Origin of the sequence: Lysinibacillus sp. Bpr_S20, from assembly GCF_023337835.1 — a bacterium.
Lineage (GTDB): Bacteria > Bacillota > Bacilli > Bacillales_A > Planococcaceae > Lysinibacillus.
Genome location: NZ_JALNLQ010000006.1, coordinates 208,467 through 233,806, shown reverse-complemented (window position 1 = coordinate 233,806; position 25,340 = coordinate 208,467). Strand labels below are relative to the sequence as shown.

Sequence of the window (25,340 nt, the reverse complement as noted above, 5' to 3'; positions counted from 1 at the left end):
TTTATTAATTATTTATCTTGTTCCTGAATTTCTCCATTGAAGTAATTGATCCCTGTATGTCCTCCACCTTCAGCAACCATTTCATTGGAAGCTATCTTTGTTGGAGATGTTCCGGCTTCTGTCGCTACTTCAGTAGTTATACGCTCTGAAATGTTTTCATGCATCTCCATATTCGTTGTATTCAAATAAGATGCTAATTTAGATTTCGCATCATTGAACATGTTCAATGCTTTTTCACGATTTTCTTTTTTACTTAAATAAGATGCCGCTAAAGCTAACCCTGCAATCACAACACCTGTTCCTTTACTTTTTGCCATTTTAAATCCCTCCCAAAATTATAGAAACCGGCTTTACAATATATCTTTTCCCTATTTTCAGAGGACTAAACATAATTTTTATATACGTTACAGCATATATATAAAATAGAGAATTCATCTAGTAACACTTAGCCTCTATTTATAAACTAAGTCTATCTTTTCTGAGACATAAACTAATGGCCATAAACATTTTTTGTAAATCGCGATATTTTTGTAAATATTTATGATTATAAAAGACAAGCAAAGGGAATTAATGAATTAATACTACTAACAGGAGAGTGATTATTATGAACAATCTAGACTCAGTATATGATTGGGTAGATATGGCTTCGTTAATAGGTGGAGCAGCCCTCTTAACAGCACTAATTTACAGTGTTATTTTACTGTAAGGAGTATTGTCGATGATTTGTAAAAATTGAAAGGCAATCCGCTTATCTAAAAAGCAGATTGCCTTACTTTTATTGTTTGACATCATCATAAGCATTAGATTTTTCAAATGCTGCTACTACATACGAACAAACAGCTTGCATGTTATAACCTTTCTCACGTGCATAAGCTGCAGCATGATCTAACAGTTTTTTTGCTACCCCTTGACCACGGAGCTTATCTGAAACATATGTGTGATCCATTACCATTACTTGACCCTTTTGCTGCCATGTAATTTCCGCTAATTTTTCCCCGTCTTGCTTATAGACAAAAGCAAGCTTATTTTGTGCTAGCTGTTGTAATTGAAATTCCATTTCTCACCACTCCTTTTTTTCATAGTAACATAGCTTTTTACATTTTTACAAAGCTGGCGGTAGCTTAATAAAACAGCCAAGAAAAAATAAAAGAATCTGCCCACTTTCCTCTAGTAAGTTAGGAGAAAGTGTTGCAGATTCTTTGAATTAATTAAACCATGATGCAATTGTATCCTTTAGATTAACAAAGAAATTTTTCACACTCGCCCAGAATCCTGTATCTTCCATTAGTGATCCAAATTTTTCTTTAATCGTACTACTAATATCATCTAATTGTTTAGACCATTTACTAAAATCAATGTCTAGTTTACTAATTTTGTTCATCAAATCAACTAGCAATTGACGATCTTTATCACTTAAATTAATTTCAAGCTTGTTTAATTGCTCTTGCACAATCTTTTCAACATCTTCTCGAGTTGCTGGTTTTGATTCTGCTATTTGTTTTTTGATTTCTGTTAGTAATTCCGCAACCTTCGCATCGTCTACACCTGCAGATTGCGTTAGAGTAGTTGCTACAGATAGTTCGTCATTTGCAACATCTGTACGATCAGTATCAAGCTTTTCACCTGTTGTTACTTCGTATGCTTTGTATATTCCTACAAGCGCTGAATGACCTGTTACTGCTTTAGGCGCAGCAACCTGTACTGTCGCATCTTCAATACCTGCAGTTAACATAGCATTTGCATACATTTCAGAAGTAACCTGTGTAATATTTGAAGGTGTAACAATTTCTATAACTAAGCCCTCTCCTGCATTCTTACGCGTAATTTTGGCAGAAGAGTACATACGAGAGCTTGAATTACTATCTTTAATATATTTTACTAAGTCTTGACCTGAAACTGTTATTTCTTCAACTTCAGGCTCTTCTTTCACTTTTAATGACTCTTTAACAGACGCTTTTTCAGCCTCAGATAAGTTTGCACCGTATACGACGATTGGAACTCCTAGTTTTTCATCGATTGCTTTAGGTGGCGTATTATCAGCTGCGAAACCTGTTGCTGGTGCCATCATGCCAAATACTAACATAGTCGCTGTCAGTACTTTTATCCATGTTTTTTTCAAATTGTGTGACCCCTTTCGTTAGAAAACTCAATCGGCCTGAATAATGTTTGCCAATCCATTACTAAACATTAATTAGTACGAAAAAAAGACGAGAAGGTTTCAAGTAGCTCTCGTCATTTTTTTAATTCGTTCACTCTATATTAGTTAGAAGAATGTTTTCTACACTAAATTTCCTCTGTCCAACCGTCCTGCTGTTTCACTTTACCAGCTTTCATAAGCGTACCTAAAGCTCGTTTAAATGCACCTTTACTCATGTTAAACATCTCTTGAACTTCATCAGGTGAGGACTTATCTCCAAATGGCATTCTGCCCCCTACCTCTTGTAGATAATTTAAAATCTTTTGTGCATCACCTGAAATACGCTCATGCTTACGTGGTAAAAGTGAACCATTCATTGAACCATCTTCTTTTACATCAATAATACGTACAACTACGTCTTGCCCAAGACGAGGTTCTGCATTTCGCTCTGACTCATGAACAAAGATACGGTAAGGAGTCTCTACGCCTAATAAAAATGTTCCTACAGGTAATAAACGATATGGACGAGCCGTAATGTTTTTATTGTGCATATCTTCAAATGCACCTTCATACAATTCGGAAATTTTTTCCTCATTGACTAAACGTCCAAATAAATCACCATTGCGATCTGTGCGTAATGTCATAAATAAATGGTCACCTGGCGCTGGCCAAAGCTCGTTTATCGCAGGTAAATCTTCAGCTTTTATGAGGACCTCGCGTGAGGTACCGATATCTACAAAAACTCCTTCACGCTCGACTACTCTTAGAACTCGAGCCCAACCATATTCCCCTTGCACGAACGATGGTATAGCTGTTGTAGCCGCTAAATCGCCACGACGATCCACAAATAAAAATACTTCAAGGCGGTCACCTACTGCAAGTGGCTCTGTTACCTCTGAAGCATTTAAGGGTAGTTCGTCAACTCCATTTGTTAAGATCCATTTCGATGCTTGTTGCTCTAATACAGTTAACGTAACAACTTCACCTGATTTTAATTCGTTCATATTGTCTTCCTTTCCCTCTTACCATCATTTTGGCAAAAAAACTTATCCGCCGGAGGTTGTAACTTCTGTTAGCTGATGCTATATCTGCTGAAGAAGTTAAAAGTTATGATGTGTTTTCAATGCCTCTAGTTTTTTCGCGATGTCCGGATTTTCTTCCATTACCTGCACAAGATCCGCAATTCGATCGATTGAATTCCAACTTAAATGATGTTCAATTCCTTCTACATCATTGTAAATTCGCTCTTCATCTACACCAATGATTCGCAAAAATTGCTCTAGAAGTTCATGACGCTGTACAAGACGTTTTCCTAGCTTTTCTCCTTTAGGCGTCAATGTAAGGCCACGGTATTTTTCATAAACTAAATAACCATCTTTATCTAATTTTTGAACCATTTTTGTAACAGAAGAAGGAAGAACAGATAATGCTTCAGCAATGTCAGACACACGAGCGTATCCTTTATTAGTGATTAATAAATATATTTGTTCGATATGGTCCTCCATACTAGGTGTTGGCATATCTTATTCCCTCTCTTTCCTTTTCTTACTCTCTAGTTTACTACAAGCTTGCCTTAAAAGTTAACTGAAAATACATATGCCAGAAAAACAATACGTGCGCAACCTAAAAAGAGCCAACTTCATATGTTGGCTCCCCTTTAGTTGGAAAATTTGTGCCGATGAAATTAAGGTATCATTTTAAATAAGAGTAAGGCTTCACGGCAAAATGAGGGGTTGATTTCCGTTTCGACTGGGCGTTTTGTTGTTGCTGCCGCTTCGCTTTCGCACAGATAAAACATTTGTAGCTGACGCTTCGCTTTCGCTACAGAAAACATTTGCTGCTGTCGCTTCGCTTTCGCGCAGATAAAACATTTGTAGCTGACGCTTCGCTTTCGCTACAGAAAACATTTGCTGCTGTCGCTTCGCTTTCGCGCAGATAAAACATTTGTAGCTGACGCTTCGCTTTCGCTACAGAAAACATTTGCTGCTGCCGCTTCGCTTTCGCGCAGAGCAGAGCTTCCTGGGGGCGTCCAGTCTCAACTCTAATCAACCACATTTCATAGCGTGTATTTTTTGGCATTTTTTTTATTATGATAAAACGAGACATAATAAATACTTTATTAATAAAAAGCTTAATTTGATTGACAATTTTGTTTTTCAAAACGTGAAGAACCAACTTCATATAGAAGTTGGCTCTTCCTTATGTCGAGGATACTTATTTACCACATGTAATGCATGAATAATCTCTTTATTGATTTGTTCGATACTATCAGGAGTATTCATCATTTTAAATGCTTCATCTCGGGCTTCCATAGATGTAACATACTTGCTAGGCAATGCATTTAGTGTAAGTGCCACTGTGTCAAGTTCACAGATTTCACATTTACAAAATGTTTGATATTCCGGTCCTCGTAGTAGAAAACTTACTAAACCACGCACAATTTCCTCTGTAACATTTACTAAAATAGGATCTGACATATTCAAACCTTCGCCTCATTTATATTTAATTGTTACATTAATTCCTGAAACCATAATAACGTTAACAAAGCTTTTTTTCAAGAATCGAGTAGCACCTATATCAACTACTATCTCTAGCTCCTTAGAATGAATAAATCCCTTCCTCCTGAATATATCTTATTCACCATTTCTTAGTTTTGATTAATCGTAATGAGTTAAACACAACTAGTAATGTAGCACCCATATCTGCAAAGATTGCAATCCACAATGTTAGCCATCCTGGGATTACGAGTAATAGGGCAACTAATTTTAGAGCTAGGGCAAATATAATGTTCTCTTTAATGATGCGTAATGTTTTTCTACTTAAACCAATTGTATAAGGAAGCTTCGTTAAATCATCACTCATTAATGCAATATCTGCAGTTTCCAGTGCTGCATCCGTACCAGCACCTCCCATTGCAATGCCGACATTGGCTGAGGCAAGTGCCGGTGCATCATTGACACCATCTCCTACCATCGCCACTGCACCAAACTGTGCACGTAAATCTTTAATGGCCATTAGCTTTTCAGCTGGTAATAAACTTGCTCTCACATCTGTCATATTTAAAGACGTCGCAATTGCCTGTGCAGTTGGTTCTGCATCACCTGTTAGCATCACTTTATGCTTCACTTTTAAACCATTTAATTTATTTAACACATCGTTACTTTCTGGACGCAATTGATCAGCAATGCCAATCATCCCAATAAACTGATCATTACTAACAGCTGCTACAACTGTTTTACCCTGTTGTTGAAGTTTTTTAACCTGTTTGTTTATCATTTCATCAACAGTCGTTAATGTAGCAATCCATTTTAAGCTTCCCACATAGATTGTTTGACCGTCGACCGTCGCATAAGCACCCTTGCCTGTTACGGATTGAAAGTCTGTTGGTATTAGATCAGTTAAATTTTTATCATGTAATGCCTGTAAAATAGCTTTAGCTAATGGATGCTGTGATTGCTTTTCAACGGCCGCTACTAGTTGTAAAACATAATCCTCAGACATCTCCTGCGCTGTAATAACATCCGTTACAGCGGGTTGACCTTTTGTAAGTGTACCTGTCTTATCAAATGCTATTGCTTCAATATGACCAAGTTGCTCTAAATGAATGCCGCCCTTAATAAGAACGCCTTGTCTAGCAGCATTCCCAATTGCTGTTACAATAGCCACTGGTGTAGAAACGACTAATGCACATGGACACCCTACAACAAGGACAGCTAATCCTTGGTAAATCCAATGTTGCCAATCACCTATAAATAAAGGTGGTATAACCGCTACAAGTAAAGCAATAATCATAATTGCAGGCGTGTAATATTTCGCAAATCGATCCACAAACTGCTGTGAAGGTGCTTTTTCTGCCTGTGCTTCTTCAACAAGATGAATGATTTTTGCAATTGTTGTGTCCTCTACTCGCTTCGTCACACGAACCTCTAGGGCACCTTCTTCATTTAAAGTTCCGGCAAATACTTCGTCATCAATTGTTTTACTAACCGGAATTGATTCACCTGTAATCGCCGCCTGATTCACTGCCGACAATCCACTAATAACAATTCCGTCCATCGCAATCTTCTGACCAGGTTTAACAATTAGAATGTCACCAATTTCTATCTCCTCAGTCGGCAGCTCCATTTCGTGGAAATGCTCCCCATGTGCTCGTTTTATCGTGGCTGTCGGTGGAGCTATATCCATTAGCTGACGAATGGATTGTCGCGCCTTATCCATTGAATACGCTTCAAGTGCTTCACTTACTGCGAATAAAAAGACAACTACCGCTGCTTCTTCCCATTCTCCTATAATGGCTGCACCTAATACCGCAATGGTCATCAGCGTCTTCATATCAAATTCAAAGCGTGCTAAATTGCGGAAACCAGTTTTAAAAATTCCTATTCCACCAACTAAAATCGCGATAATAAACATCCCAATAGTTAGCGGATCCGTTTCACTACGCATTGCTCCAAACACATACCCGAGTACTACGAATAACAAAGAGATTCCCGCTAAAATATTTTCTGTTTTCCGATAAAAAGGTGTTGATTTTTCAATTGTTCTTGCAGTTGATTGGGATACCTTTATGCCATCGAAGGCACCTGCTTCTTCAAGTTGATCAACATCAATGCTGCCCACGACTGTTATTTTTGAAGCACCAAAATTCACTTGTGCATCCCGAACCTCTGGAATAGCTTTCACGTTTTTTTCAAACTTTGCTGCACAGCTAGCACAGGATAAGTTTTGTAGCCTATATTCTTGTTTAGTTGGAGTCGCTGCCATTTCCAATCCCCTCTTTCACATGTTCGTAAGCAACCGTTACAATTTGATACACATGTTCATCAGCTAAAGAGTAGTACATTTGCTTTCCTTTTCGATATGACTTCGCTAAGTTATTATCTTTTAAATATCGTAAATGATGCGATGCTGTTGCTACTGACGATCCGATAATGGAGGCAACATCGCAAACACATAATTCATCTTCGACCGTTAAGGCATACGCAATTTTAAGTCTTGTTTCATCAGATAATGCCTTTAAAAACTTTGCTACTCCTGATAGATCAGGCATTTGTTGTTGAACCTTAATGACCGCTTCTTCATGAACTTGTGTTATCTCGCATACTTCTTTTGGCATTTCCTCACCTCATTCAAATGTTCGTTTGATTGTTTTCACTATAACATAATATTCCATCTTATTCAAACGAATATTTGAATGTAAATGATTTATATCACAAATTAAAAAAATGTCTTTATATCAATGATGCCCCAGCATAATTGATTGTTATTTGCGATGCAGTAAAAAAATCGTATTTCCTTTTTAGAAAATACGATTTTTTATATTGTTTGAAAAATTATTGCTAACTAAGATTATAGTGTCATTAAAACAACAAATGGGTTTGTCTGTGCGAAAGCGAAGTATTAGCAACAGGTGTGCAATCGCTTCACTGTTATAAGTCTTTTCTGTTTGATCACTGTGAGTAGCAATAGTGTTAGCTCTACGCTTGGTTGGAGTAGACTTGAACGGAAGCCACCCTCATCTAAAGCAACCACAAAGAATATCTTAATCATTCTAAATAAAATAGGTTGATATTGCCTAACTCATATATATCGCCATTTCTTATTGTATATTTTTAAAAATACTATAGAGCTAATTATAATTACTAAAAGCAGTCCTAAGGCAATAAAAGGAGCTAGAATCACTTTGTTACTTATTTGCAGATAATAAAATGCTTCGAATAAACGTTTTGTTTGCATGATATATGGGATTGTATAAATGAATAGTTTAGCAATCCATCCTCTCTCCGCTAGCAAATTTAATAAATTTACAATTAGAAATGGCAAAAAGAATATAGCCATTGAAAATAAAAAGCTTATAAAGCTAGCTTTTACAACAGAGGAGATTGACAAACAAATTATCGAAAAACATATACTTCCCAAAAGTAGAAATAATAGCTGAATTAGCAGAAACTCGAATAATGTCAATGTGTATGGCGACATAGACAAACTAGAATGAAACTGTATCGGAGAATTAAAACCTTCTGCTATATACATCCAATAGTTTACGTGACTACCCGTTCTATATATATTAAAAATCACACTAAAAATCACTGTTCCAATATAAATAACCATTGTGTAAAGAAGTGTCACTACCAATTTTGCTTGCACCAATTTGGATCTTCCAAATTTTGATGTTAATGTATATTGAATCATACCCGTCTGTTGGTCACGAGCAAATAGATTATACAATCCAACTATTAATAATATTCCAATTGCTATTAACCCTTCACCGCCTAGAAATTCAGATAAAAATATTGGATACTCTGTCTTCTCTATATACATAGTATTTACCTGCTCACGCATCGTAATTTCTTTTTCTAATGCGGACGTCTGAGGTCGTGCTTTCAATTGATTTATGATTGTAGATTGCTTATCCATCAGCGTCTGTGCTTCATCTATTCTATAAAAGACATTCACTTCAGGGCCTATTTCGAATTCTTTAGTAGCTAAAATTTCCCGTGCTTCTTGGATATCCTTTTCTGTTATTGGATTCTGAATTTCTTCAAATGCATTAAGTTCTTCAATAGACATATTAAAATATGTTTTACTAATCCAAAGTAAAGATAGGATAGCCACTAACATAATATAAATGAGTTTTTGCTGCCAAAGTAATTTCCATTCCCACCAAATAAGCTGTTTCACGTTGATTGCCCCTCACTAAAATAATATAAATATAAATCTTCTAATGTCGGTTCCTTCATAACTGCTTGAGGTAATGGCTTTTTATGGTGATATAAGCGTACTCGAATTCGACCACCATGCTTTTCAATTGCTCCAACTTTGTACTGTTCTTCAATATAAATTAGCTCTTCGGGTAAAATATCAACTTCCCATACTTGTTTGGCTAATTTCTTAAGAACATTCTCCGGTTCATCTAACTGCTCCAAACAACCATTGTTTAAAATACACACATAATCTGTTAAGCCTTCTAGGTCACTAGCTATATGTGTAGTATAAAGAATAATGCGATTTACAGATAAATTAGCAATTAGAGACCTAAATCTAATTCTTTCTTTAGGGTCTAATCCAGCGGTTGGTTCATCCAAAATCAATAATTGGGGGTCATTTAACATCGCTTGCGCAATCCCTACACGTTGTTTCATTCCTCCAGATAAATTTTTTATCTTTTGATAGCGATCGTCATATAAATTAACTTGCTTTAGCCAGTACTCTACTTTCTCCTTTAAAGCATGATTAGCGATGCCCTTTAATGTGCCAATATACATCAGAAAATCATAAACCTTCATATTTGGATAAAATGGAACATGCTGTGGTACATATCCTATTGCATCACGATAACTCTCTCCTAATAACTCAATAGGTTGACCATTCCAATAAACAGCTCCTTTTGTAGGCTTGATTAAATTTAAAATAATACGCATTAAGGTCGTTTTACCAGAGCCGTTTGCTCCTAAAAAACTATAGACACCCGGTTTAAATATCATAGATATATTATCTAATACTTGCTTTGTTTTATAATTTTTATAGATGGATTTTAAACATAGTTCATTCAAGACTTGATGCCTCCTTGTATTTCCAAATTACTTTCATCATTATGGTTAATAGAAAAACAAAAACACAAAGATGAATAGTTATATCCATTTCAATCCATAATCGTAATAAATTTTGTTGCACTATTAATAATATTGAAAGCAATAGCCAAAAAGGCCCTATAATATAAACATTGTTCCAATGAATAGGTGTATATAATGAAATGATTAGTAGGAAAATAGCTACTAGCATTGCTGGAATAAGCCATACGATAAGCAATGTAACTAAATGTTTGATGGATAAAAATCCACTGACGAAAACGATTGGTGCAACAGCAATAAAATGTAATCCTAATGCAATTAACAGCCGTACAATAAATAATTGCCCTGTTCCGTATTTAAAAGTCCATTCAAGCTCGTTCATCCCAAAAGTTTTCGTTTTAAAGCATTCAGTTAAACAAACAACTATGGATAAAGGTGATAATAAAAAGATCACCTGAATTGTCATCTCAATTGATGCTTGTATACCCATCCATAAACCGAACAGTAAAATTAGAAATTGTAATGAAATAACAAGACGATTTGTGACTGTCCACTCTACTCTCAATTTTTTTAATAAAGACGGTTGTTTAACTTGATCTTCCTTATCAAGTAAAGTACCTATAAACTGAATTGTTTCTTCTATTCTTTTCTCATTCGGTGTCGGAACTGGGAATGTATCTAAATTGACTTCTACATCTTTCTTAACTTTTGTCATATTTTCATCATTAAACGATGTCATCCTCAGACTCCCTCCTTACCATACCTGCTAATTTTTTTAATCCTTGCGTGACACGTGATTTGACAGTATTTTCATTTGTTTGGGTTATTTGTGCGATTTCTCCATATTTATAACCGTGATAGTACTTTAAAATAATCGCTTCGCTTTGTTGTTCCGGTAAAATTCTTAATGCATTTTGGATTTCTTGAGATTGTTCTTTTATTTCGTAAATTTGAATAATATTCTTTTTTTCATCAATGATACGACCTTCCTCTATTTGTTCTTCCTGCTTGCGATTTTGAGCTATTTTAGAGCGTGTATAGTCTCTAACCTGATTTAAAGCTATTGTAATTAACCATTTTCTAAATTGATTTCTATATTCGTATAGTTTGATAGACTTGATCATCTTTACAAAAACTTCTTGTGTTAAGTCATAGGCAAGTTCTTGACTTTGCAATCTACGATAAATAAAGGAATATATTTCATGATAATAACGCCTGATTAATGTATCGAGAGCTGCTTTGCTATTATGTTGTTGAATCTCCATAATTAATTCATCATCTGACATCTCCTTACCCCCTTTCAACTAGAAGAACGAAGTGTGTAAATAAATAGTTTTAAATCTATTAAAACAAAAAACTCCTTTCTATATGAAAATAGAAAGGAATTTTAGTTGTTCACGTGTATAAAATTTTCCTATCGTGCTTTTAATCGTAAAGTTTTACCTTTAATATCTTCTTTCCTTACAAACGTTTGATGATAATCTCCGTTAGCCCAATCCATTACTTGATCTTGATACCAAGCAGATTTTACATGCCCACTTTGACCTGGGCCAACGATATGATAGGCTGAGCTTAAATCTCCAGCATCTACTACAAAGCGCCATGAGGCTCCGTGATTAACATTTCCAGCTAAATCATTATCAGCAGCTTGAACAGTAACCTTGGAACCACCAATAGGAACTTTTTTCGCATTAAAATATGCTGCTAGAATTGGCGAAGCTTTACCTAATGTATGGTCAAAGGTAAGTTGATGGAAATCACCCCATTGCCATTTCGATACGTTTTTTCCGAACTGGTCTTCTAGTTGTGCGATTGTGAGCTCTAACGCCTTGTAAACTGTTTTATCGACTCCACCCTGCTCCTCAATCCATACGCTCTTCTTACCTGCATAAGCTGTACGTAAAAGCTGATCAGTAATATTAAATTTACCATACATTAATTCATACATATCTTCTGGCATCTGATCCTTAAATAACACTTCTTGTAACTTAACCATTAATGTATGGAACACTAATGGTGCCCCAGAATCCTTTGCATCTACCATATCCCAATTCTCTAATAATTTAATAACATCTTTATATTTCCCATCCCGATCTTGTGCTTTTATCGACGTTAATAAGTCTGGTAAAAACTCACGGGCATATAGGTTGTGCTGATCCATTTGTAAATTCATCATGTCTTCCACTGTTAAAGAATCATTCGCCTCTAACACTTCCTTAATCCGTTCAAAACGATAAGGCTGTGCCCAGAATTCTGTTATATGATAAGGATATTCTTCCCCAATGACTTCATTATTTGCTGTTGCTATAAAACCTTCATCTGGGTTTACTACTGTCGGAAGCTTATCCCACGGGATAAAGCCCTCCCAGCCATAGTCACTAGAATCACCAGGTACTGGTAATTGCCCGTTTCCTTTTTTCCGAATGGGAATTTGACCATTCGCTTTATAAGCAATCGTTCCATCCTTTGATGCAAAGACAAAGTTTTGCGCTGGTGCCTTAAAATCTTCTAATGCTTTTTCAAATTCATTCCAAGATGTTGCTTTATTAAAGCCTAGTAGTGCACGTAGCTCTGTCGTTGGTTGCAATGCCGTCCACTGCATCGAAAATTGTGCTGTCGGCTCAGTATCTTTAAAAGCTAAATCTGTCATGATTGGGCCGTGACGTGTAACAACGACTTCAAAATCTACCGTTTCGCCATCCTTTACCTTAATCGGTTCATTACGTACCTTTGCTTGCTCCCACTTACCATCATAGCGGAACTGTGTGGGATCATCTGGGTTTGGTATTTCAATATATAGATCCTGTACATCGGGCCCAACATTCGTTACCCCCCATGCAACGTTATCATTGTGGCCTAAAATAATACCTGGAACACCTGCAAAAATTACACCACTAACATTTTGTTCAGGAGATTGTAGATGCATTTGATACCAAATGGATGGTGTGCTTAACCCTAAATGCGGATCATCCGCTAAAATCGGCGTACCGTTTTTTGTTTTCTTCCCCGATACAACCCAGTTATTACTACCGTTAAATTCATTTGGTAAAAGGTCTGCATTAAAACGCCCTGCCACGGCTACTGGGTTTTCTTTATTTGCCTCTATTATAGATGAAGCGTTTTCAGGATATTTTATAAATAATTCTTTAGCTTTTTCTTCGTCAAAGTTTTGTAAAGCCCAATGACGGAACGCAAGCGTATTCCAGTTACCCCCTAAGTCATAAGCCATATATTTACCAATAGTAAGAGAGTCTACAACCGACCACTCCTCTGGTTCGTATCCTAGTAATGCAAACTCATAGCTTAATGTATTATTATTCTTTGCCTGCTCAATAAAAGCATTGACGCCATCTGCAAACCACTCAAGCACCTGCCTACTTTCTGCATCGTAAGTAGATAATGATTGTTCAGCAGCATCACGCAGGCTAAATGTTCGGAAAAATTTATCAGTATCAATCGTTGCCTCACCGATTATTTCCGACAAACGACCGCTAGCTTGTCTTCGCGCTAAATCCATTTGAAACAGTCGATCTTGCGCTTGAACATAGCCTTGTGCACGATACAAGTCTGCATCAGTCTTAGCAAAAATATGAGGAATACCTTTGTCATCCCTTGTGACAGTAACATCCTTTTCTAGCACATTCACCGAAAGCTCTCCATCAATTACTGGTTTCGATTTATTCATAAACCATGTAAATCCGATAAATACGACAAGAGCTACTACAGCTAAAAATCCTACTATAGCCAGTAGCCATTTTTTCCACGTTAACTTTCTCACAATCCCAACCCCCTTCTTTTGCAATATATTCTTCTACCCACTTGTCAAATCCTTTTAAATACTCGAAATTTAATGGTAATTGCGTTGCAGTATATAAAAAAATCGTATTTCCTTATAGAAAATACGACTCTTTTACGTTGTTGAAAAACTATTGTATCAATTAAAATATGGCTCTTCGGCAAAGTGAAAGTGAGTAGTTGATTTCCGTTGCGGCTGGGCGCTTTCCTAGGGGCGTCCGATGAGCCGCTTCACTCGCGTTGCTCGCTCCAGGGTCTCATTTGTGACGCTGATCCCCAAGGAGTCGCCCAGCCTCCACTCCAATCAACCACTTTACTAGCATATATTTCTTACCATATCACTCTAAATTATAGTGACAAAACGGAAACTTTAGCAAAATGTTTTCTCTGTGCCAAGCATAGCGCTAATAAAGCGACAGCAATGGCAGATGTACACTCTGTTTGGTTTGATTATGATGAGTAACCATATCGTTCACTTTTAAAATAAAATTCAAAGTTCTACGCTATTGTTGATTGGAGTGGAAGGCTACTCGACTCCCGTGGGAAAGCGAGACAGGCGAGACCCTGCACGGAGCGAAGCGGAGGAAGCGGCTCGGCGCTCGCCCACAGTAAAGCGAGTAGCCTGGAACGGAAATCACCTCATTTAAAGTGCCATAATATTCGCAAAGGTTTCCTTGACCATTTTATTGTTCATAGATACTAATTATTAAGCTGTAATTCGATTGGACAATGATCACTGCCCATAATTTGTGAGTGGATATTTGCTTCATTAATGTTGTTCTTTAGCCTCTCAGAAACAATAAAGTAGTCAATACGCCATCCAATATTACGCTCGCGTACTTTATTCATATAAGACCACCATGTATAGTGATCTGTTGCATCTGGATGCTTGTAGCGGAATGAATCTACAAAACCACTTGCCAATAGCTCTGTCATTTTTGCACGTTCTTCATATGTAAAACCTGAATTACCAACATTCGATTTTGCATTTTTCAAATCAATTTCCATATGTGCGACGTTTAAATCACCACAATAAACTATAGGTTTTTTGGAATCTAGCTCTTTTAAATATAGCGCTAATCGATTCTCCCAATCTAAACGAAGAGGTAATCTAGCTAAATCACGCTGTGAATTCGGAGTATAAACATTTACTAAATAAAAATCTTCATACTCTAGTGTAATAATTCTTCCCTCTTCCTGCGATTCATCCTCACCAACGCCATAACGTACTGAAAGCGGGGTATGTTTTGTAAAGACGGCTGTACCTGAATAGCCTTTCTTCTGTGCATAATTCCAATATTGCTCATATCCTTCAAGTGAAATCTTCACTTGTTCTGCCTGACACTTTGTTTCTTGAATACAGAAAAAATCTGCATCTACCTGATTAAAGAAATCTAAAAACCCTTTACCTAAGCAGGCACGAATTCCATTAACATTCCATGATATAAACTTCATTCTCTGTTTCACTCCTCAAAAAACGCCCTTCACCATTAGCGAAGGGCGTAGCATTTTATAAGTCATCACCAACGATTTTTACTTCTGTTTCTAAATCGATGCCATACTTTTCTTTAACTACTCGTTGTACCATTTGAATTGTTGCAATATAATCAGTAGCCGTTGCATTACCTTTATTAACAATAAAGCCTGCATGCTTCGTTGATACCTCTGCATCACCTACGCCTTTTCCTTGTAAACCACTATCCTGAATAAGCTTGCCTGCAAAGTGACCTGGTGGGCGCTTAAAAACACTCCCAGCAGATGGGAATTCTAACGGCTGCTTAGATTCTCGCTGAAACGTTAAATCAGCAATTTTTGCATCTATTTCTTGTTGCACACCTTTAGCTAATTGAAATTCGGATGACAATACATAATACCCTTTCTTGGCAATGATACTTTGACGATAACCGAGTTCAAGATCTTCTTTCGATAAAATTAACATTTCGCCTTCTTTTGTTAACACTTTCGAAGAAATAATAATATCCTTAATTTCTCCGCCATATGCACCTGCATTCATTGCCATAGCTCCACCAACTGAGCCAGGGATACCACATGCAAATTCGAAACCTGTTAATGATGCTGCCGCTGCCAGTTTCGATACATCCTTAATAAGGGCACCACTTTGCGCGTAAACATGGTCTCCATTAATGCGAATCTCATCTAAAAATGAAAATGTAACAACGATCCCTCGATGACCGCCGTCACGAACGACCATATTCGATCCATTACCTAACATTAATAAAGGTATATTATTCTTATGGGCATAGCGAATAACTGTTGCTGCCTCTTCCTCTGTTTCAACGAGAACGAAAACATCCGCTTTACCGCCTAATTTTGTCATAGTATATTGCTGTAATGATTCATCTAACTTAATATTGGCTGGATTAACGCTCTGTGCTAAATCCGCCACCCATTGTTCTTTTGTCATGAGAGCTATTTCCTTTCTAACGTCCTTCTTACTATACACTAGTATGGATTTAGAACTCTAATTTGACAAGTAAAATGAAGGTTATTTTTTATCTCACCTTAACAAACTCCCCATACAGAGATAATGAATATATTAACGAAAATTAGTATTACATATGGCCGTTGACGATCCATTTATCAAAATTCCGAAATAGACCACATACTTTTAAAGCCAGTTTGTTGCCCATGATTCGATATTGTGGATTGCTCCCTCTAATGCCCGCCCTTTTTCCGTTAAAGAATACTCAACACGCACTGGTACCTCTGAATATACTTTTCGTTCAACAAGCCCTTCTTTTTCAAGCTCTTTTAAACGTTCGGATAATAAACGACCACTCACAGGTAATGCAGATTCAATCTCATTAAAGCGCTGTGGCCCGTCTAATAATTGATATAAAATTAGCCCTGTCCAGCGTTTTCCGATTAAATCCATTGCTTTAGCTAAACGAGGACATAAATTTGTCTCACTCATTTTTTTCACCTCTTATGTACTCTATTGTAACGATTATTTTAAAAAAAGTAAATTTAGAGTAACTTATTTACTTTAAGTAATTTATTTACGATTATTCATTTGATTACTAAATACAATTTTAACGTATTTTTTCATTCCTGGTATTTCTTTTGATTCAACATCTTATAAAAGCTTATGATGGCATAAAAAATTAACCACGGCTGCTCGATTAGAGAGTAGTCATGATAACTTAATATTTAATGAAAATGGCCACTTACTTCTATATAGATGCACATGATTTTATTATTATGACAACTTCTATTGTTGACCCTTTGTAGAAGAAAAGATTACATACTATTATTACATTATTTCAGCTAACCTGACTTTCATTGAAAGATTCACAAAATAAACTTGTACCAATGTAATATTCCCCCATTTTTTCTAAAAACTCATTGAATATCTGAATTTTTTACTTTATCATTCGTGTAAGATCTGTTTTAGGGTGGTTTTCCAAAGTAACGTTTGATTATAGTCATTCAACTATTGGCTTTTCTGTACGACATATGATGACCTCCAAAATATACGGTGTATTTGAATCGAACACTTCAGAAATAGCCGTGTCAGATATTGAACAAATGGAGGTTTCAGAAATATCATTCATAATCGCTGTTGCTAGGAAAACATTGATCGTGATGTGCAACTTGTATCTATTGATTTTTTTGACGCGGACATTTATCCAAAAATTTCATTTACATCTACATATATTAGGAAATTAGCAGGGAATAGTGTAAATCCATAGGCGCAAGAAGATACATGGATTCATGCTAAGACACAGATTGAATTTAGTTTATAACACTCTCCTAAAACAGATGGTGTATTAATTAGTGTTGTAATTGATGTTATGGTGGATTTTGAAATATAACAACTTCAATTACAATATTTCGTAGATTGGAGGACTTTTATGGTTGGGTTTGATGAATTCTCTTTTGCAAATTCTTTTATTTCAATAATGTTTTTTATCGTCTTCGGTATTATAGCATTTACTATTATTAAAGGTATCTTTCAATGGTCGAAAAACAACAATGAACCATTATTAACAGTACCCGCTAAAGTCGTAACAAAACGTTCGAATACAAGTGGAGGTTCTGGTAACTCTAGTGCCCATACATCGTACTATGTAACGTTCGAAGTACAAAGTGGCGATCGTCTAGAATTAAAAATGAATGGGCATAATTATGGACAGCTTGCAGATGGTGACTATGGCTTATTAACATTTCAAGGAACACGTTATCATACATTTGAGCGACACAAAAAGGAGAGCAGCGTTTAACAACGCACTCTCCTTTTTAACATTTCATGATTACTTAATTAAATATTTACCAAAGCCGCCTTCAGTATCTCCTAAATATTCGATATTACTACCTGCAGGAATAACTTTCTGTGCATCCTTAGCTGAATTGTAAATAATTTTCGTATTTGCTGGGAACGGTACAAATGACCAATTGTTATCCGCAGCAGGATTAATTGTTTTGTTTTCAATAACGTAATCAATTACAGCTTGGCGATTTTCATAAGCATAGTTAGTGATGTTAGAGCCATCTGCATTTTTAAACGTGGCACCATAAGAACCACCAACGCGATAATTGTTTGAAATGATGATAAATTCTTGGTTTAGATCGATTGCTTTACCGTTGTATTGCACATTTTTAATACGATTCGCTTTTTCGTCTACTAAAATACCTCGACTATCGTATTTCGCTGGTGATGTTACATCGATTTGATATGTTAAGCCATCTAACACATCAAAATTGTAAGAACGTGCTTCTTGATCAATAATATTTTGTTCATCCGTTTTATTCGGATCAATTGTTGCAAAAATACCAGCAGCCATTTCTAACCATTCGATTGCTTGTGCACCTGTTACCTTAATCGTTGCAACCGTATTATCGTAAACATAAATATCTGCCATATTTTTAATTGCAAGCGGACCTACAGGAATGTTTGTATAATCTGTAGGGTTGTTACGAGAGCCTGCTTTGAATGGAGCACCAGCAGAAAGCAATGGTGTATTTTCATCAGCAGTACCTTTTAATTCTTTTTCAATAAACCATTTTTGAGCTTGTGTCACAATTTGAATAGACGGATCATCTTGCACCATTGAGAAATAACTATGGATTGGTGCAGTAGTCTCACCAACAGGCTGACGAATATACTTTAACGTACCCTCATGTGCTTCTTTAATTGCATTTAATACTGTTTTAGAAGGTTGTAAGCCTTCTTGTTTGATAGAGCGAAGAGAACCTTGTCCATTCACCACAACCCATTTAGAGCCTTGTTGCTCTAGTTTTAAATCAATGACTCCAAGATAGCTGCCATAGCTTCCTGCCATTACAGTAGGTACACCGTTAATCGTCCCTTTTTCTTGATCAACGTTTTTTAGGTTTTTATAGTCACCTGGGAAAGTTAAATGAGAGTGACCTGTAATTAAAGCGTCAACCCCTTCAATCTCAGAGATTTGGTATCCAACATTTTCGGCACCTTTTTCGTAAGTATCTTCACCAATACCAGAGTGTGAAAGTACTACAATTACATCTGCGCCTGCTTTTTGCATTTCTGGTACAATTTCTTTTACTGCGTCAACCGGTTCCTGCATTTCTACTTTTCCTGCTAAATGGATAGCATCCCATTCAACAATTTTAGTAGGTACGATACCTGTAACACCAACTTTAAGTGTGTGCTTTTTACCTGTATTGTCTACAACCTCTTTATCAAGAATTACATAAGGTGTGTACATACGCTTTTTTGTTTTAGCGTCGTATGTGTTTGCATTTACGACAGGGTATTTTGCATCATTTAAAACTTCACCTAAAAACTCTAAACCATAGTTGAACTCGTGGTTCCCTAAAGTTCCACCATCATATTTCAATGCATTAAGTGCTGCAATAGCTGGATGAACTTCTCCTGGCTTTAAAATATTTTCTGATGCTTTATAAGAGCCTAATGGCGTTCCTTGAATTAAATCACCATTATCAAAAAGTAGTGTGTTCGGGTTCTCAGTACGTGCTTGTTCAATTAATGTTGCAGTGTTTGCTAAACCTAGGTCAGCAGATTCTTTATCTAAGAAATAATTATAATTTGCAAGGTTTGTATGAATATCTGTTGTTCCTAAAATTTGAAGATCTACATTAGTTGTAGATGTTGGTAATTTATATTCAGCTACAAAGCGTTTAATAATACTTTGCATTTGTTCAGTTGTTACATAGTCACGAGGACGAATTGTGTTATCCTCAAAACCTTGTAATATATTTGCAGCAACAGCATTTGCTAAATCTTGCTTATGTGTTGTTGCAACTTGATTTGCATCTTTAAACTTGTCTAATACAGAAAGTGGAGCGTTTTCACTGACTAATCCACGAGCAGAAATGACAAATGCTTGTTGACGTGTCAATTTATCATTTGGATCAAACAATGTGGCAGTTTTACCTTTAATAAGCTTCAATTCTACTGCCTTTTCTACATACGGGGCTAAATCCTTAGAGACGTCTGTGAAGGCAATTTTGGAGCCATCACCTAGCTCTACATTTAAGCTTTCTACTAATTCTTTCACGTAATCCCCACGTGTCACACCGCTTGATGCAGCATTTGCGGATAGTCCAAATGGTAACACTGTGAATAGAACTAGTAACAACGCTAAGAATTTAGTAACTAATTTCTTATTCATGAAACACCCTCCTTATAATTCTAATATTTTCCTACGTTTTCTATTATATTATACTAAATCTTTTATTAACTGAACGAATAGTCCTAATTGTATGTATTTTTAAATGAATAACAAAATACTTTACCGTAAAATGATAGAATATTATTTCATAACTATTTCACATAACGGGATGTTATTAAATGTAAATCGGAAATATGCGCATAATATCAATATTTCAGATCTCTGATCATTACATACCTCTATAGAAAAAAATAAAAAAGTTCCCTCAAATTAGAGAGAACTTTTAATAAATACTACTTTATTATGCATTTACAGTTTGTAAAGACTGAGCTACTTTCTTAACTGCTTCTAGGCCATTTGCAATAATTTCTTGTGCTTTATCTTGAGACGCGTTATGACCTTCAATGATCACTTCTTCAATAATTTCCATACCAAACATACCAACAACATTTTTGATATAATTAACTGACATTTCTATTGATTGTGCTTCTGGTGTAGAGTAGTAACCACCGCGAGCATTTAAAATAACTACTTTTTTGTCACCCATTAAGCCTTCTAATTGACCGTTTTCATTATATTTAAATGTATAACCAGCTTGGAATACATAGTCGATGAAAGTTTGTAATTTCGCTGGGATTGTTAAGTTCCAAAGTGGGAAAGCAAATACAACAACATTAGCTGCAGTTAAAGCATCCATAGCTTTTTGTTTTGCTGCTAAAAGACGTGATTCAACGTCAGTTAACGCTTCACCGTTTTGAACTTTACCAAAAGCATTGAAAAGATCTTGACCGAAATAAGGCATATCTTCTGCGAATACGTCAAACGTTGTTACATCTACGCCTTGTACATTTTCCATAAATGTGTCATACATTTTTGTTGAAATACCATCTGGACGGTTGTTAGCTTTTACTACTAATACATTCATTATATAAATTCTCCCTTAAAATCAAAGTTTATTATCTCGAATTCAAGATATATAAGTATATTAAAAAACTTTGTATGAAAAGTCAACGTTCGTATACTCAGACTTTTGACTGAAATGCAGGTGATTCCATTAAAATATATCACATCATAACTTAGAAATGATTTCCGTTCCGACTGGGCGCTTTGTAGCTGGCGCTTCGCTTTCGCGCAGAGCTTCCTGGGGGCGTCCGCTGAGTCGCTTGGGCCAACAGATGTTTTTTTGCGCGAAAGCGTAGTGTTAACGGAGCGGCAGCAGAGGGTTATGTTTGTGCGAAAGCGGAGCGGCAGCAACAGCAGGATGTTGGTCACGAAGGCGTTATCACAGGATGTGATGCCCTTAGCCTTCGTTCCCCTATCGCTAATCCCCAAGGAGTCGCCCAGTCTCCACTCCAACCAACTTACATACTTGCATACGTTTTAACAAAGCTCATCCCTTACTTTTGGTAATGAGCTAATAAAGCATATGTGTTAGTTTGTTAGTGTTGTTATACTGATCGGGTCCATCAGCAATCTGATCACCTTTGCTTCAAAAGAGATCAGGTCCAATATTCTTAACTTTTCTCCAACAAAATTAAAACTTACAACTATCGTCGGTACAAACCCCACCATCTTCAGAGCCTGCCATCTTTAATCCTGGTTGTAAGCCCTCTTCCTCTGCAACTTTACGTAAAGTTTCTTCAAATACTTCTTGAGGTTGTGCCCCAGAAATACCATACTTACGATTTAACACAAAGAATGGTACCCCTCTTACGCCAAGCTGTAGCCCTTCTTGTATGTCAGTCTCTACATCTACTTTAAAATCGTCGTTAGAAAGAACCTTTGCAACTTCTTCGCGATTCAGACCTACTTGCTCAGCAATATCGATTAATACATCATCCTGGCCAATACGCTTTGCTTCTATAAAATAATTATATAATAGCGCTTCAACAAGCTTTGAAACATCCCCTTGTTGTTCTGCCCATTTCACTAGACGATGCGCTTTTAATGTATTTTCCTCCATTAAATGATCAAAGTTATATTCTAGACCAACTTCTTTTGCGCGGGCAGCAACACCTTGTGTCATTTCCTTCGCTTTTTCTAGCGACATTCCATACTTTTTCGCCAATGCTTCATACGTGGACACATTTGTATCCACAGGTGTTGTTGGGTCAAGTTGATAGCTTTTATAAACGAGCTCCACCTGCCCAGCAAAACCTGTATCCTGAATCGCCTGCTCTAGTTGCTTTTTACCAATATAACAAAATGGACATACATAATCTGACCAGATTTCAATTTTCATAAGTAGTCACGCTCCTTTTGCTACATTGTAGCGATAATAATTACTGGAAGGCAATTTTTTAGCTTCATTGCATAAATTTTCAAATCAATCTACATACTGAACGTAAAAACAATGTGAGGGTTATGTATGACACAATCTCTTTGGCTCGGAACAATTGATCCTGTCTCGTTACCATCTCTTCCTGCATCAACAACTTGTGATGTATGTATTATTGGTGGCGGCTTGACAGGACTATATACAGCCTATATTTTAGCAAAATCAGGTGTAGATGTAGTCTTGCTTGAAGCAAATTCCCATATCGGTCATGGTACGACCGGTAATTCAACCGGAAAATTAACCGCTCAACACAGCTTAGTTTATGCCAACCTTATTGAAAAACTTACTGTAGACGAGGCACGCCTCTATTATCGGCTCAACCAAATTGCTGTTGAAAAAGCATTACAGATACTCCCTAAAAAAAGCATTCAGCAAGTAGATTCATTGCTTTATTGCCAAACAAAAGAAGGCTATGCCCAATTATTAAAAGAATGGAATGCCTATAAAGTATTAAATATTAAGGCTAATTTAACATCTGACACAGAGCTTCCCTTTCCGATTACAAAAGCGCTTAACATGTCCCAGCAAGCACAAATACATCCTGTAGAAGTTTGTAATTTCCTTGTAAAAGAAGCATTAGCAATGGGCGCAAAACTCTATACGAATACCCGTGTTCAACAATTAAACATACCTCAGAATAGCTTACATACCGCAAATGATATGTCGGTTCAATACAACAAGCTTATTTTGTGCACACATTATCCAATCGAAGCCTTTAGAGGTCTACATCTTTTTAAACTTTCTAACAGTCGCTCCTATATGGTTGCTAGCAAAATTACTGATACACTACAAGGTCAATATCTATGCGTAGATAATCCTACTCGCTCAATTCGGACTGCTACCATTAATGACGAGCATTATTTAGTGTTAGGTGGAGCTAATCATATTGCAGGGGAAACAACTAATACGGAGCCCTATTATGAGGCCATTCAAAATGAAATGAAGGCGCATTTCGATCAGGAGCCCATCTATCGCTGGTCAGCGCAGGACATTGAAACACCTGATATGGTCCCGTATGTTGGCAGGATTACACCGTCCTTGCCTAATGTTTTCATTGCAACAGGCTATCGAAAATGGGGGATTTCCAATTCTTTTGTAGCGGGAGATATACTATCATCCCTCATAACAGGAGCAGGGAATGAGGATGGTGCAATTCCTCTGTATTCTCCAACACGTACAAAATTCGGAGCTCAGTTTATGCAGATGCTAAAGGTAGGTGGCTTTGTAGCCAAAGAGTTCGTGACAGGTTATGTGAAACATGCAAATACACCAACTTGCACGCATTTAGGCTGCAAAACAAAATGGAATAAAGCCGATGAAACTTGGGATTGCCCTTGTCATGGCTCTCGCTTTAATGCCAAAGGTGAAGTTCTTGAAGGTCCTGCTGTCCACCCTTTAAAACTAGATTAAAAAAAGAGGTTGCCTTTTTCAGGACAACCTCTTTTTCATTATTTTAATGCATCAGTTAAAACTGGAACGATTTGTTTTTTACGAGATACAACACCTGGTAAAAGAACGCGATTATTCACTAGCTCTGCGCCAAATCCTTTTGCTGCAGCCTCCGCTACTTGTCCAATTGCAACAGCTGTTGAATCATTGTTTAAAATATCTGTTACAACAAAGAAGAATAAATCTAAGCCGTTTTCCGCTACATTTTTATTTAATAAAATTTCTAATTCCTCTTGGCGGCCAAGCACGTCGTTAATATCAACAGCGTTTACTTGAGCTACTACAGATTTATATTCACCGAACTGGAATTCTTTTGCATCTAATGATAAAAGATCTTCCAATGATTTATCTGAAAGGTCAGCACCTGCTTTAAGCATTGCTAATCCGTATTCTGCAGCATCAACACCTGCAATTTTCGCTAGTTCCTCCCCAGCTTTTACATCTTGCTCTGTGCAAGTTGGAGATTTAAATAATAATGTATCAGAAACGATAGCAGAAAGCATTAATCCAGCAATGTTTGCAGGAATTGCTACGCCATGTTCTTTAAAGATTTTGTTTAAAATTGTTGCCGTACAGCCTACAGGTTCTGCACGGTAGTATAGTGGATCAGCCGTTTGGAAGTTTGCAATACGGTGATGATCAATCACTTCTGCAATTTGTACTTCTTCAATGCCATCAGCAGATTGCTGGAATTCATTGTGGTCTACAAGAATTACTTTTTCTGCTTCTCCAACTACTGATGAAATTAATCGAGGTGCCTCGAAGCCAAATTTATCTAAAGCAAATTGTGTTTCGTTATTTACCTCTCCAAGGCGCACCGCCTCAGCATCAACGCCAATTTGTTGTTTTAAATATGCATATACAATTGCAGATGTAATTGTGTCTGTATCTGGGTTTTTATGACCAAAAACTAAAACTTTACTCATTGAATTTATTCCTCCTAAATAGCAATAACATTTATATTTTATTTTATCATACCTTATGATCAAACATATATAAATTGAAAGTTTATCTATAAAGGATCTATGCGAATTCATAACTAAAATCTACTATTCTAAAATAACTGTATCTTCTTATAGTACTCCTTTACCTATACTAAAGAAGCTAATTTTTGCAGATCACAAAACTTGGAAAATTATGAGTGTTGAATGGAGTGAAGATTTCTTGGAGGTCATAACGCCAGGAAAACGCCCAGTCGAAATGGAAATCAACCAAACATTATGATAATAACCCAAAGTTTTTTAATATATTTATCTACTTGAATCGCCCTATTTTTAACATTTAATAATAACAATGTATAGTTTGCTAAAAATATTTACCATAAATAGATATATAGTTGTGTTTTTATATTTAAGAAACCATAATTTTATGCTATCATCAGGTAGTCTATATATATACTAGGATATACAGGAAAT

The 25,340-nt window shown here is 36.4% G+C and carries 24 protein-coding genes and 1 pseudogene; 4 read left to right on the top strand and 21 right to left on the bottom strand.

Annotation, left to right across the window (positions count from 1 at the left end; all coding sequences use genetic code 11):
* Positions 1–8 precede the first annotated feature (8 nt).
* The 17 genes from MWJ95_RS16450 to MWJ95_RS16370 form a co-directional block, all read right to left on the bottom strand.
* A complete protein-coding gene (locus MWJ95_RS16450; protein WP_249076264.1) occupies positions 9–317 on the bottom strand; it encodes a hypothetical protein in 309 nt (102 codons plus the stop codon).
* Between the two features lie 458 nt (positions 318–775).
* Positions 776–1,057, bottom strand: a complete 282-nt coding sequence (locus tag MWJ95_RS16445) for a GNAT family N-acetyltransferase (protein WP_249076265.1) — start codon at positions 1,055–1,057, stop codon at positions 776–778.
* A gap of 147 nt (positions 1,058–1,204) precedes the next feature.
* Positions 1,205–2,119 carry a DUF1002 domain-containing protein gene (locus MWJ95_RS16440; protein WP_249076267.1) on the bottom strand — a complete coding sequence of 305 codons (915 nt, stop codon included), beginning with the start codon at positions 2,117–2,119 and terminating at the stop codon, positions 1,205–1,207.
* A 164-nt stretch (positions 2,120–2,283) separates the two neighbouring features.
* Positions 2,284–3,141: a CvfB family protein gene (locus tag MWJ95_RS16435; protein WP_249076269.1), complete on the bottom strand. Its 858-nt coding sequence runs from the start codon at positions 3,139–3,141 to the stop codon at positions 2,284–2,286.
* A gap of 96 nt (positions 3,142–3,237) precedes the next feature.
* Positions 3,238–3,657 carry a transcriptional regulator MntR gene (gene mntR, locus MWJ95_RS16430; protein WP_249076271.1) on the bottom strand — a complete coding sequence of 140 codons (420 nt, stop codon included), beginning with the start codon at positions 3,655–3,657 and terminating at the stop codon, positions 3,238–3,240.
* 301 nt (positions 3,658–3,958) lie between these two features.
* The gene (locus MWJ95_RS16425) at positions 3,959–4,297 is read right to left on the bottom strand and encodes a hypothetical protein (protein WP_249106749.1); all 339 of its coding nucleotides are present in this window, start codon (positions 4,295–4,297) and stop codon (positions 3,959–3,961) included.
* Positions 4,298–4,314: 17 nt separating this feature from the next.
* Positions 4,315–4,620 (bottom strand): late competence development ComFB family protein, encoded by a 306-nt coding sequence (locus MWJ95_RS16420; RefSeq protein WP_249074735.1) that lies wholly within the window; start codon positions 4,618–4,620, stop codon positions 4,315–4,317.
* Between the two features lie 154 nt (positions 4,621–4,774).
* On the bottom strand, positions 4,775–6,901 hold the full coding sequence (locus MWJ95_RS16415) for a heavy metal translocating P-type ATPase (protein WP_249074736.1): 2,127 nt from the start codon (positions 6,899–6,901) through the stop codon (positions 4,775–4,777).
* Positions 6,882–7,253, bottom strand: coding sequence for an ArsR/SmtB family transcription factor (locus MWJ95_RS16410; RefSeq protein WP_249074737.1), 372 nt, complete (start codon positions 7,251–7,253; stop codon positions 6,882–6,884). Before MWJ95_RS16410 ends, MWJ95_RS16415 begins: the two co-directional genes overlap by 20 nt.
* A gap of 464 nt (positions 7,254–7,717) precedes the next feature.
* A complete protein-coding gene (locus MWJ95_RS16405) occupies positions 7,718–8,818 on the bottom strand; it encodes a hypothetical protein (RefSeq protein ID WP_249106747.1) in 1,101 nt (366 codons plus the stop codon).
* Positions 8,815–9,690 carry an ATP-binding cassette domain-containing protein gene (locus MWJ95_RS16400; protein WP_249074739.1) on the bottom strand — a complete coding sequence of 292 codons (876 nt, stop codon included), beginning with the start codon at positions 9,688–9,690 and terminating at the stop codon, positions 8,815–8,817. Before MWJ95_RS16400 ends, MWJ95_RS16405 begins: the two co-directional genes overlap by 4 nt.
* The gene (locus tag MWJ95_RS16395; RefSeq protein WP_249074740.1) at positions 9,683–10,447 is read right to left on the bottom strand and encodes a hypothetical protein; all 765 of its coding nucleotides are present in this window, start codon (positions 10,445–10,447) and stop codon (positions 9,683–9,685) included. Before MWJ95_RS16395 ends, MWJ95_RS16400 begins: the two co-directional genes overlap by 8 nt.
* Entirely contained in the window at positions 10,434–10,994 is a 561-nt protein-coding gene (locus tag MWJ95_RS16390; protein WP_249074741.1) for an RNA polymerase sigma factor, read from the bottom strand. The genes MWJ95_RS16395 and MWJ95_RS16390 overlap by 14 nt, the downstream gene beginning before the upstream one ends.
* Before the next feature lie 128 nt (positions 10,995–11,122).
* On the bottom strand, positions 11,123–13,486 hold the full coding sequence (locus MWJ95_RS16385; RefSeq protein ID WP_249106745.1) for a penicillin acylase family protein: 2,364 nt from the start codon (positions 13,484–13,486) through the stop codon (positions 11,123–11,125).
* Positions 13,487–14,202: 716 nt separating this feature from the next.
* A complete protein-coding gene (locus MWJ95_RS16380) occupies positions 14,203–14,958 on the bottom strand; it encodes an exodeoxyribonuclease III (RefSeq protein WP_249074743.1) in 756 nt (251 codons plus the stop codon).
* Between the two features lie 55 nt (positions 14,959–15,013).
* Positions 15,014–15,928 (bottom strand): UDP-N-acetylmuramate dehydrogenase, encoded by a 915-nt coding sequence (gene murB / locus MWJ95_RS16375; protein WP_249074744.1) that lies wholly within the window; start codon positions 15,926–15,928, stop codon positions 15,014–15,016.
* A gap of 204 nt (positions 15,929–16,132) precedes the next feature.
* A complete protein-coding gene (locus MWJ95_RS16370) occupies positions 16,133–16,438 on the bottom strand; it encodes a winged helix-turn-helix transcriptional regulator (RefSeq protein WP_249074745.1) in 306 nt (101 codons plus the stop codon).
* A gap of 542 nt (positions 16,439–16,980) precedes the next feature.
* On the opposite strand from MWJ95_RS16370, the pseudogene MWJ95_RS24720 reads away from it, so the two are divergent.
* The 3 genes and pseudogenes from MWJ95_RS24720 to MWJ95_RS16360 all read left to right on the top strand — a co-directional run.
* Positions 16,981–17,031: pseudogene (locus tag MWJ95_RS24720) on the top strand (hypothetical protein); the annotation flags it as partial.
* Positions 17,032–17,111: 80 nt separating this feature from the next.
* Positions 17,112–17,216 (top strand): hypothetical protein, encoded by a 105-nt coding sequence (locus tag MWJ95_RS24715; protein WP_374110181.1) that lies wholly within the window; start codon positions 17,112–17,114, stop codon positions 17,214–17,216.
* 162 nt (positions 17,217–17,378) lie between these two features.
* Entirely contained in the window at positions 17,379–17,747 is a 369-nt protein-coding gene (locus tag MWJ95_RS16360) for a DUF2500 domain-containing protein (RefSeq protein WP_249074746.1), read from the top strand.
* A 30-nt stretch (positions 17,748–17,777) separates the two neighbouring features.
* On the opposite strand, the gene MWJ95_RS16355 is transcribed toward MWJ95_RS16360, so the two are convergent.
* From MWJ95_RS16355 to MWJ95_RS16345, 3 genes are all read right to left on the bottom strand, one after another.
* A complete protein-coding gene (locus MWJ95_RS16355) occupies positions 17,778–20,138 on the bottom strand; it encodes a bifunctional 2',3'-cyclic-nucleotide 2'-phosphodiesterase/3'-nucleotidase (protein ID WP_249106743.1) in 2,361 nt (786 codons plus the stop codon).
* A gap of 301 nt (positions 20,139–20,439) precedes the next feature.
* Positions 20,440–21,063: an FMN-dependent NADH-azoreductase gene (locus MWJ95_RS16350; RefSeq protein WP_249074748.1), complete on the bottom strand. Its 624-nt coding sequence runs from the start codon at positions 21,061–21,063 to the stop codon at positions 20,440–20,442.
* 609 nt (positions 21,064–21,672) lie between these two features.
* Positions 21,673–22,380, bottom strand: coding sequence for a DsbA family oxidoreductase (locus MWJ95_RS16345; RefSeq protein WP_249074749.1), 708 nt, complete (start codon positions 22,378–22,380; stop codon positions 21,673–21,675).
* Positions 22,381–22,506: 126 nt separating this feature from the next.
* Here MWJ95_RS16345 and MWJ95_RS16340 point away from each other — a divergent pair, with 126 nt between their 5' ends.
* Positions 22,507–23,886 (top strand): FAD-dependent oxidoreductase, encoded by a 1,380-nt coding sequence (locus MWJ95_RS16340; RefSeq protein ID WP_249074750.1) that lies wholly within the window; start codon positions 22,507–22,509, stop codon positions 23,884–23,886.
* 38 nt (positions 23,887–23,924) lie between these two features.
* Here the strand turns inward: MWJ95_RS16340 and MWJ95_RS16335 are convergent, their stop codons facing one another.
* Positions 23,925–24,851: a manganese-dependent inorganic pyrophosphatase gene (locus MWJ95_RS16335; protein ID WP_249074751.1), complete on the bottom strand. Its 927-nt coding sequence runs from the start codon at positions 24,849–24,851 to the stop codon at positions 23,925–23,927.
* Positions 24,852–25,340: the final 489 nt, after the last annotated feature.